This window comes from Demequina sp., from assembly GCF_024642165.1.
GTDB lineage: Bacteria > Actinomycetota > Actinomycetes > Actinomycetales > Demequinaceae > Demequina.
In genome coordinates this window covers 1-9,087 of record NZ_JAHEBP010000082.1, presented here as the reverse complement: position 1 = coordinate 9,087, position 9,087 = coordinate 1, and the positions used below count along the sequence as shown (strand labels likewise).

The window sequence follows — 9,087 nt, the reverse complement described above, 5'->3', positions numbered from 1 at the left end:
CGGAGGCCTCGTTGTCGACGATGCTCGAGCCGGTGATGATCAGCGGCGCGCGGATCGCCGCGATGGCACCGCCGCGCGCGCAGGTGTTGGCGGCGAACGTGGACCCGTCGATCTCGAACGGTGCGGTCATGTCGCGCGCGAACACGGCCCCTCCGGACGCCCCGTCGACGTCTCCGCAGGAGTTGCCCGTGAAGAAGACGTCGCGCAGCGACAACCGGCCGCCGCGCATGGCGACCGCGCCGCCGCCGGGAAGCTCGTCGAGGTCGAGCGGACCCGCGACGCCTCGGGGCCCTGCCTGCGCCGAGCCATCGATGAGCGACAGGCCATCGAGGACGACGCGGGGAGTGGTGCGGCCCTCGCACGGTCCCTCGAGGGTTCCCAGCGATTCCTCGCACGTATTCGCGTAGAGCAACGAGCGCTCGCCGGCGCCCGCGATCGTGATGTCTCCGCCGCCGAGGACGCGGACCAGCGCCATAGGTTCTCCGCCCGGTTCGCACCCAACCGAGTTGCACACGGTCAGGGTCTCGTCCAGCACGATCGCCATCTGACCGCCGCAGTCGAAGGTCACGTCCCCGCCCGCGCGCACGGCGCGCACGAGCGCGGCCGAGGTGCAGGACTCGGGCCGCCCGTCGCCCACCTGGCTGCCGCGAGTGGTGGGCGTCACGACGCCCGCCGCGGACTCGACCGGGCCGGACGGCTCCACCTCGGGCGGCTCGACCGGATCCGCCGCCGGAGCGTCGGTGGCCGCCGTCACCGCAGGCGCGACCGTCGCCAGCGGCGAGTCGGGCTGTGGCGGCTGGCTCGAACCGACCACCACGGGGTCCTGTCCGGGCGCACACGCCGCCAGCATCGCCGCCGCGACCGCGGCGATGGCAACGCGTGCCCACCCACCTGTGCGCATGCCTCGAACCTAGCCGAGGCGGTCCAGGCCGCGCCGGATGGCGGCCGCCTCAGTCGATGATCGGGGGGCCCTCGGCGGCGTGACAGACTGTGCCGCATGAGCGACCTGGACCTCGGCGGCCTGAGCCTCGAGGAGGCCGAGCGCGAGATCTACGCGCACATCGTCTCCCGCAACCCCGAGCACGACTTCGAACCCACCCTCGATCGCGTGAGGGAGGCGTGCGACCTGCTCGGCAGCCCGCAGCACGCCTACAAGGTGGTTCACCTCACCGGCACCAACGGCAAGACCTCGACGGCCCGCATGACGGAGTCGCTTGTCCGAGAGCATGGTCTTCGGACCGGACTCTTCACGTCGCCGCACCTCAGCTCGGTGCGGGAGCGGATCCAGATCGACGGCGAGCCGATCTCGGCGGAGGCCTTCGTGCGGCTGTGGCTCGACGTGGCGCCCATCATCCACCTGGTGGATGTGCGATCCGGCAAGGCCGGCGGCCCGCGGATGAGCTTCTTCGAGGTGCTGGTGGTGCTGGCGTACGCCGCGTTCGCCGATGCGCCGGTCGACGTTGCCGTGGTCGAGGTCGGGATGGGCGGCGTCTGGGACGCCACCAACGTGGCCGACGGGGACGTCGCGATCCTGACCCCGGTGGGGCTCGACCACCAGGAGTGGCTGGGTGACTCGCTGCAGGACATCGCCGCGGAGAAGGCGGGCATCATCAAGAACGGGGCGTCGGTGGTGATCGCCGAGCAGTCCGAGTCCGTGGCCCCCGTGTTCGCCGCGGCCGTGGCCGAGCACGGTGCCCGAGCCCTGTGGGAGGACCAGGACGTCGAGGTGGTGGAGCGTCAGCCCGGCGTGGGCGGTCAGTTGGCGACGTTGCGGACGCCCGCGGCGACGTATTCGGACATCTTCATCCCTCTTTACGGCCCGTACCAGGCACACAACGCCGTGTTGGCGCTCGCGGCCACCGAGCTGCTGCTGGCGGACGGCGCGGACCCGGAGTCGCTGTCAGGCGAGGTTGTCGAGACGGCCTTCGCCAACGTGACCTCGCCGGGCCGGCTCGAGGCCGTGCGCACCGCGCCCCTCATCCTCGTCGACGCCGCGCACAACCCGCATGGGGTCGAGGCGCTGGTGGGCGCGATCGAGGAGTCGTTCGCGTTCGAGACGCTCGTGGGAGTCGTGGGAGTGCTGCGCGACAAGGACGCCGACGGGATACTCGCGGCGCTCGAGCCCGCGCTCGACCACGTGGTGGTGACCGCATCGTCCTCCCCGCGCGCAATCCCCGTCGAGGAGCTCGCGGCCCTCGCTCAGCAGATCTACGGCGAGGACCGGGTGACGGTGGCGGACTCCGTGCCCGACGCGATCGACCGCGCGGTGCAGCTGGCGGAGCGCGACAACGACCTCGGCGCGGGAGTCCTGGTGGTCGGGTCGATCACCCTGGTCGCGGACGCGCGTGCGCTCACCGGCGCGGACCGCCGCAAGGGCATGGGGCGCGCCCGATGAGCGCGCGGCCGCAGCGGCCCGCGACACTGGTCTTCACTCAGGTGGTGCTCGCCCTCCAGGCGCTGAGCGCGTTCTTCGCGACCTTGGTGCTCTGGGGGCTGGGCCGCGCCGGGCAGATCGATGCGTCCAGCGGGCTGATCTGGGCCGGTGGACTCGCGATGGTCCTACTGCTCGGGTACGCCGCCGGCAAGCAGACTGCGCGGTGGGGCCGGTGGCTCGGCTGGGCGCTGCAGATCCCGATGCTGCTCGCCGGGTTCGTGGAGCCGACGATCGCCGTGATCGGCGCGATCTTCCTCGCGTTGTGGATCACGGGACTGCGGCTGGGCGGGCGCATCGACCGCGAGCGGCGCGAGCGCGACGAGGCTGCCGCCGCCGACCGGGCCGACGAGGCAGAGTCCGCCGGTGGTGCGACCGCGTGAGCGGATTCCTGTGGCGGATGGGTGGGGCCCTCGCCGCGGGCGTGGTGGGCCTGTCGCTGATCTTCTGGCAGCTCGAGCACGTGTCGCTGCTGCGGTTCGCCGGTCTCGGGAGGCCCTCTGCGGCGGTCTACCTGCTGTTGTTCGCGGGACTGCTGATCCTGAACGCCGCCGTGTTCTACGTGCTCAGGCGGTGGGGCGCGTACCTGCGCGAGAATCCCGGTGCGGGTCAGTTGCCGCCCTGGTTGCTGGCGGGCATCGGGGTGCTGGCCGGCGCGGCGCTGGTCGCCGGGATCGCCGTCCACGCCAGTTGGGTTCGCGCGCAGGATCCGACCCCGCTGGACATCCGCGAGGGCTTCATCGCCTACGAGGTGTCCTTCGCGACCCTGGCCTTGGTGCCCTTGGTGCTGCTCGCCGTGCGCTGGTCCCACGGCTACCGCCGGAACTGACAGGAGGGGCGCGCCTCGCGTCGGCGAGGCGCGGGCGGGCGGGGCGCGTGCGCGCGCGGGTCAGGGTCAGACGATGACGGCCGAGACCACGGAGTAGCCCTCGAGCGCCGCACGGCCCTCAAGGCCCTCGATCTCCATGAGGAAGCTGAACCGCACCGACGCCGCTCCGCCGCGTTCCAGCATCTCCGCCACCGCGCACGCCGTGCCTCCGGTGGCGAGGACGTCGTCGATCACCAATACGTGCCTGCCCTCGATGCCGCCGGCGGAGACCGTCAGGTCGGCGGAGCCGTACTCCATCTCGACTCCGGACTCGAGTAGATCGACGCCGGGCATCTTGCCCTTCTTGCGGACCATGGTCATGCCCACGCCCAGGGTCTGGGCCACGACGGGCGCGAAGATGAAGCCCCGAGCATCGATTCCGGCGACCACGTCGACCTCGGCATCCGGCGGCGGCATCAGCTGGATGCAGGCCTCGCGGAAGCGATCGGGGCTCGCGAGGATCGGTGCGATGTCGTAGAAGAGGATCCCCTCGATGGGGAAGTCCGGGAACGTGTCGAAGTCGTCGATCGTGATCACGGCACCATCGTGTCACGCGGCGTGTGCGGCGAGAACGTGCCCGAGGGTGACTCTGTGGTGGTCTCGACGCGGGTCCGCATCAACGGTGTGGATCAGTGTCGTTCTGGCGCGCGATTCCGGTCAACGGTGTGGATCAGTGTCGTTCTGGGCCCGCTCCGGCGGGTGGCGCTGGTCATCCGCGGGGTGGCGCCGGTGACTCGCGGGCCGGGCAAGCCGGCCACGCGGGGCTGGCCGGACTGGCCGGGCGACGTGGGCAGCCGCACGGCAACCGACACTCATCCGCACCGTTACCGGTATTCCGGCCGGAAAACGACACAAATCCGCACCGTTGGCGGATTCCCTGGCAGCGGCTCCCGCCGGAGCGGCCGGGCACGCAGCGCGCGCTAGGCTCGCGACCATGACGGAACGCACCCTGATCCTGGTCAAGCCCGACGGCGTCAAGCGCGGCCTGTCGGGGGAGGTGCTTCGGCGCGTCGAGGCGAAGGGATACACGCTCGTCGCGGTCGAGATGCGGCGCGCCACCCCCGAGCTGCTAGGCGAGCACTATGCCGAGCACGTGGGCAAGCCCTTCTACGACCCGCTCGTGGAGTTCATGCTCTCGGGCCCGGTGGTGGCCGTGGTCGCCGAGGGCGAGCGCGTCATCGAGGGCTTCCGATCGCTCGCCGGTGCGACGGACCCGACCACCGCGACGCCCGGCACCATCCGCGGGGACCTGGCGCGTACCTGGGACCTGCCGGTGATCCAGAACCTGGTCCACGGATCGGACTCGCCCGAATCTGCCGACCGGGAGATCGGGATCTGGTTCCCCGGGCTGTAAGCACGGCGGGCACGGCGAGTGCCGTGGGTGCTGTAGGCGCCGCCAGCGCCGCCAGCGCCCCGAGCGCCGCGCTCGCCGCGCTCCGCGAACCCCCCGACGACCGGGCCCTCCGAGACGCCTGCGGCCGGTCCACGGCGGGCTCCTCGTGCCTCACCGGAGCGGGTCAACGGTTCCCCTAGACTCGGCGCCATGCATCTCAAGACGCTGACGCTGCGAGGCTTCAAGTCCTTCGCGTCGGCGACCACTCTCGAGTTCGAGCCCGGGGTCACCTGCGTGGTGGGCCCGAACGGCTCCGGCAAGTCGAACGTGGTGGATGCGCTCGCGTGGGTGATGGGCGAGCAGGGCGCCAAGACGCTGCGCGGCGGCCAGATGGCGGATGTCATCTTCGCCGGCACCTCCGGCCGCGCTCCGCTGGGGCGAGCGGAGGTGTCGCTCACCATCGACAACGTCGACGGCGCCCTGCCGATCGACTACTCCGAGGTGACGATCACGCGCACCCTGTTCCGATCCGGCGGCTCCGAGTACGCCATCAATGGCTCGGCGTGCCGCCTGCTCGACATTCAGGACCTGCTGAGCGACTCGGGCCTCGGCCGCGAGATGCACGTCATCGTGGGTCAGGGACAGCTCGACGCGGTGCTGCGTGCCACCCCCGAGGACCGGCGCCACTTCATCGAGGAGGCCGCCGGGATCCTCAAGCACCGCCGCCGCAAGGACAAGGCGCTGCGCAAGCTCGACTCGATGCAGGCCAACCTCACGCGCGTCCAGGACCTCACCGTCGAGATTCGCCGCCAGCTGGGCCCGCTCGGCAGGCAGGCGGAGGTTGCTCGCCAGGCGCAGCGCATCCAGGTCGACGTGCGTGACGCCCGGTCGCGCCTGCTGGCTGACGACATCGCCACGCTCTCCGAGTCGATGAGCAAGGATCACGCCGACGAGACCGCGTTGCTGGAGCGTCGCGCCGCGGTCGAGGAGGCGTTGACGGCCGCGCGCGCGCAGCTCGCCGAGCTCGAGCGCGCCTCCGCCGAGGCCACGCCCGCGCTCACGCGCGCCAACGACACCTTCTACCGCCTGAGCGCGATCCGGGAGCGGTTGCGCAACCTGGGCACCCTCGCCGAGGAGCGTCTCCGGATGCTCGGCAGCGCGGTCGACTCCGCGCCGCCCGCCGACCTGGTGGACCTCGACGAGCAGGTGCGGCGCGCCCGCTCCGCGCGCGCCGAGCTCGACGCCGAGGTGGCCGCCGCCGCCGTCGAGCTCGAGACCGCCATCGAGGCCCGCAAGGAGGCCGAGACTCAGGCCTTCGGCTCCGACCGCCACCACGGGAACCTGCTGCGCTCCGTGGCGGACCGCCGGGAGGGCGTCGCGCGGCTCGCGGGCCAGGTCGCGGCGAAGCGATCCCGGGTGGAGTCGACGGAGTCCGAGATCGGTCGCCTGCAGGAGCAGCTGGCCGCCGCGGAGCGCCGCGCCCACGACGCGACCACCGAGTTCCAGCATGTCGAGACCTCGGTCGCCTCGGTCGAGGCGGGGGAGGAGGACCTCGACGTGCGCCACGAGGCGGCCACCGAGGAGTGGGAGCGCGCCAAGGCCACGCTGACCGAGCTCAAGGACGCCCTCCACGCCGCCATGCGCGAGCGTGACACGTGGGCCGCGCGCGGCGAGGCACTCGAGCTGTCGCTGGTGCGCAAGGACGGCGCAGGGGCGCTGCTGGCGAGCGACATCAAGGCGGTGCGCGGCACCGTCGCCTCCCTCATCGACGTGAGGGACGATGCGGAGGATGCGCTGGCGGCCGCGCTCGGCCCGCTGCAGGATGCCCTCGCGGTGGACTCCGTCGAGGACGCCGTGGACGCGATCCGCTGGCTTCGCGACGAGGACGCCGGCCGCGCCCGCTTCATGGTGGCCGATCCCGAGGCGCGCGTCGTGAACCCGCCGGTGGACCTGCCGCCCGGTGCGGCGTGGGCCTCCGACCTGGTGGAAGGGTCCGCTGGCATCGCGGACACCGTGCGTGCGCATGTCTCCGGCGTGGTGGTGGTCGATGACCTGGCGGCGGCGCGCGCGGTGGTCGCGGAACATCGCGACGTGGTGGCCGTCACGCGGCGCGGGGACCTGCTGGGCCCGCGCAGCGCGTCCGGTGGGGCGGGCGACGCGCCCAGCGTGATCCACATGCAGGCCGCCCTGGACGATGCGCGGATCAAGCGGGACGCGGCGGCCGCCGTGGTCGAGGAGACCCAGTTCGGAATCCGCGGCGCGGAGGCGGCGGAGGCAGACGCGCGCTCGGAGCACGAGCGCACGCTCGCGCGACTCAACGAGTCGGATGCGCGCATGGCCGCCGTCGCCGAGCAGCTGGGCCAGCTGGGCGCGCAGGCCCGCGCGGCCAAGGGCGAGGCCGAACGCCTGTCCCACCAGCTCGAGCTCGCTCACGGGCGCATGAGCTCAGACGCCGACGAGCTCGCGAGCCTCACCGAGCGCCTGTCCGGTGCCCAGGCCGAGCCGGAGCAGTTCGAGGCCGACACGCGCGCGGCGCAGGAGGCGCGCGACCGCGACGAGGCCGACGCGCGGGTCGCGAGGGCCAAGGAGACCGAGGCGCGGCTGACGCTGCGCACCTCCGAGGAGCGCGCGCGTGCGCTCGCGGCCCGCGCCGAGAGCCTCGAGCGTGCCGCCCTCGCCGAGCGCGAGGCCCGGGTGCGCGCCGAGGCCGCGGCGGCGCGCAGGGAGCACCAGGCGCAGGCCGCGCGCGAGGTCATCGCGGGTGCGGCCGATGCACTGGCGCTCATCGACGTCTCCGTCCAGCGTGCGGACGATGCGCGCGCCGCCGTGGAGGCCGAACGCGCCGAGCGCACGGGCCGGCTCGCCGAGGTGCGCCGGAGCGTCGACGACCACTCCACCGAGTACTCGCGCCTCACGGACGACGCCCACCGCGACGAGGTGGCGCGGGCCGAGCAGAAGGTTCGCCTCGAGCAGTTGCGGCAGCGTGCCGTCGACGAGTTGGGCGTGGATCCCGACCGGCTGGTCGAGGAGCACGGACCCCACATGCCCGTGCCGGTCCTCGACCCGGACGCGCTCGCGAGTGCCGCGGGCGACGGCGAGGCCGAGCCGGAGACCACGCCGTACATCCGCGAGGTCCAGGAGAAGCGCCTGCGCCAGGCCGAGCGGGCGATGAATCAGCTGGGCCGAGTCAACCCGCTGGCGCTCGAGGAGTTCGACGCGCTGGAGGAACGCCACAAGTTCCTCACGGATCAGCTTGCCGATATCAAGCGCTCTCGCGAGGACCTCCTCACCATCGTCAAGGAGATCGACGAGCGCGTCGAGACCATCTTCGCCGAGGCGTTCGCGGACACGGCCGTGCAGTTCGAGCGCATCTTCCCGCGGCTGTTCCCCGGCGGCGAGGGACGGCTGGTCCTCACCGACCCGTCGCGGATGCTCGACACCGGCATCGAGGTCGAGGCGCGCCCCGCGGGCAAGAAGGTGAAGCGGCTCTCGCTGCTGTCGGGAGGCGAGCGTTCCCTCACCGCGGTCGCGCTGCTGGTGTCGATCTTCAAGGCCCGCCCGAGCCCGTTCTACGTGATGGACGAGGTGGAGGCCGCGCTCGACGACGTCAACCTGGGTCGCCTGCTCGAGATCTTCACGGAGTTGCAGGAGGACTCTCAGCTCATCGTCATCACCCATCAGAAGCGCACCATGGAGATCGCGGACGCCCTGTACGGAGTGACGATGCGCGGCGACGGTGTGACCACCGTCATCAGTCAGCGGATCAAGGACGACGACGCGGCCTGACGCGCTCGACGCGTCGGGAACAACGGCGGCCGCGCTGCGTTGTGCCTGGTGCGGGCGCACCCCAGAAGTGGGGTTTGCCCGACTCGTCCTTTTCGGGTGACAATGACCCGGCCGAGGGGCTCGCCAGACACCAGTTTCAGCAGATTGTGGGATTACCGATGTTCAGCCACATGGAGGGCACCCTCATCGTCGCCGGCCTCTTGGCGGTGATCGTGTTCGTCGCCGCCTTCGCCGCGGAGGGCCGCGGCCAGCGCCTCATCCGGATCCTGTTGGGAGCCGAGCAGCGGCGGCCCGTGCGCGAGCACCTCTTCGACGAGCTCGAGCGCCCCGCGCCCACCCTGGACGTGGTCGGAACGCTCGCCCGGCGCGAGCCGCGCGCGCCGCGGGAGTCACGCGAGCTCGAGAGCGCGCATTCCTGAACGCTCCAGCCCGGTGCCCATCGTGCCCCGGATGACCTGAGAGACTATGCCCGTGGACGTCTCATGGATCCCAGGTGACAGCGATCTTCTCGTAGCGATCATCGCGGGGCTCGCGGTGCTCGGCGGTGCCGCGGCCGCAGTGGTGGGCAAGGCGCGCCAAGCGCCGCCCAAGGAGCCTCCGCGACCCGCCGCGCCCGCGCCGGTGGACGATGCGGAGGCCCCGGCCGCGCCCCAGCAGGCGCCGGAGCCG

Annotated in this window: 8 protein-coding genes and 1 pseudogene; 7 read left to right on the top strand and 2 right to left on the bottom strand. The window is 72.2% G+C overall.

Annotated features, from left to right (window positions below; genetic code table 11):
- Nucleotides 1-901: hypothetical protein (locus Q0L54_RS08235; protein ID WP_296667020.1), on the bottom strand; the 901-nt coding region annotated here is incomplete at its 3' end.
- 96 nt (nt 902-997) lie between these two features.
- On the opposite strand from Q0L54_RS08235, the gene Q0L54_RS08230 reads away from it, so the two are divergent.
- Genes Q0L54_RS08230 through Q0L54_RS08220 form a run of 3 tightly spaced genes read left to right on the top strand, consistent with a single transcriptional unit; the run spans nt 998 to nt 3,260 of the window.
- Nucleotides 998-2,395, top strand: coding sequence for a folylpolyglutamate synthase/dihydrofolate synthase family protein (locus Q0L54_RS08230; protein ID WP_296667016.1), 1,398 nt, complete (start codon nt 998-1,000; stop codon nt 2,393-2,395).
- Nucleotides 2,392-2,814, top strand: coding sequence for a DUF4233 domain-containing protein (locus tag Q0L54_RS08225; RefSeq protein ID WP_296667013.1), 423 nt, complete (start codon nt 2,392-2,394; stop codon nt 2,812-2,814). Before Q0L54_RS08230 ends, Q0L54_RS08225 begins: the two co-directional genes overlap by 4 nt.
- Nucleotides 2,811-3,260: a hypothetical protein gene (locus Q0L54_RS08220; RefSeq protein ID WP_296667011.1), complete on the top strand. Its 450-nt coding sequence runs from the start codon at nt 2,811-2,813 to the stop codon at nt 3,258-3,260. The genes Q0L54_RS08225 and Q0L54_RS08220 overlap by 4 nt, the downstream gene beginning before the upstream one ends.
- Before the next feature lie 66 nt (nt 3,261-3,326).
- Here the strand turns inward: Q0L54_RS08220 and Q0L54_RS08215 are convergent, their stop codons facing one another.
- On the bottom strand, nt 3,327-3,836 hold the full coding sequence (locus tag Q0L54_RS08215; RefSeq protein WP_296667009.1) for an adenine phosphoribosyltransferase: 510 nt from the start codon (nt 3,834-3,836) through the stop codon (nt 3,327-3,329).
- A 397-nt stretch (nt 3,837-4,233) separates the two neighbouring features.
- Between Q0L54_RS08215 and ndk the strand changes: the two genes are divergently transcribed.
- From ndk to Q0L54_RS08195, 4 genes and pseudogenes are all read left to right on the top strand, one after another.
- Nucleotides 4,234-4,653, top strand: a complete 420-nt coding sequence (gene ndk, locus Q0L54_RS08210) for a nucleoside-diphosphate kinase (protein ID WP_296667007.1) — start codon at nt 4,234-4,236, stop codon at nt 4,651-4,653.
- Nucleotides 4,654-4,842: 189 nt separating this feature from the next.
- Complete coding sequence (smc, locus tag Q0L54_RS08205; protein WP_296667004.1) at nt 4,843-8,418, top strand: chromosome segregation protein SMC; 3,576 nt, start codon at nt 4,843-4,845, stop codon at nt 8,416-8,418.
- Between the two features lie 158 nt (nt 8,419-8,576).
- Nucleotides 8,577-8,837, top strand: a complete 261-nt coding sequence (locus Q0L54_RS08200; RefSeq protein WP_296667002.1) for a hypothetical protein — start codon at nt 8,577-8,579, stop codon at nt 8,835-8,837.
- A 52-nt stretch (nt 8,838-8,889) separates the two neighbouring features.
- A pseudogene (locus Q0L54_RS08195) lies at nt 8,890-9,087 on the top strand (hypothetical protein); the annotation flags it as partial.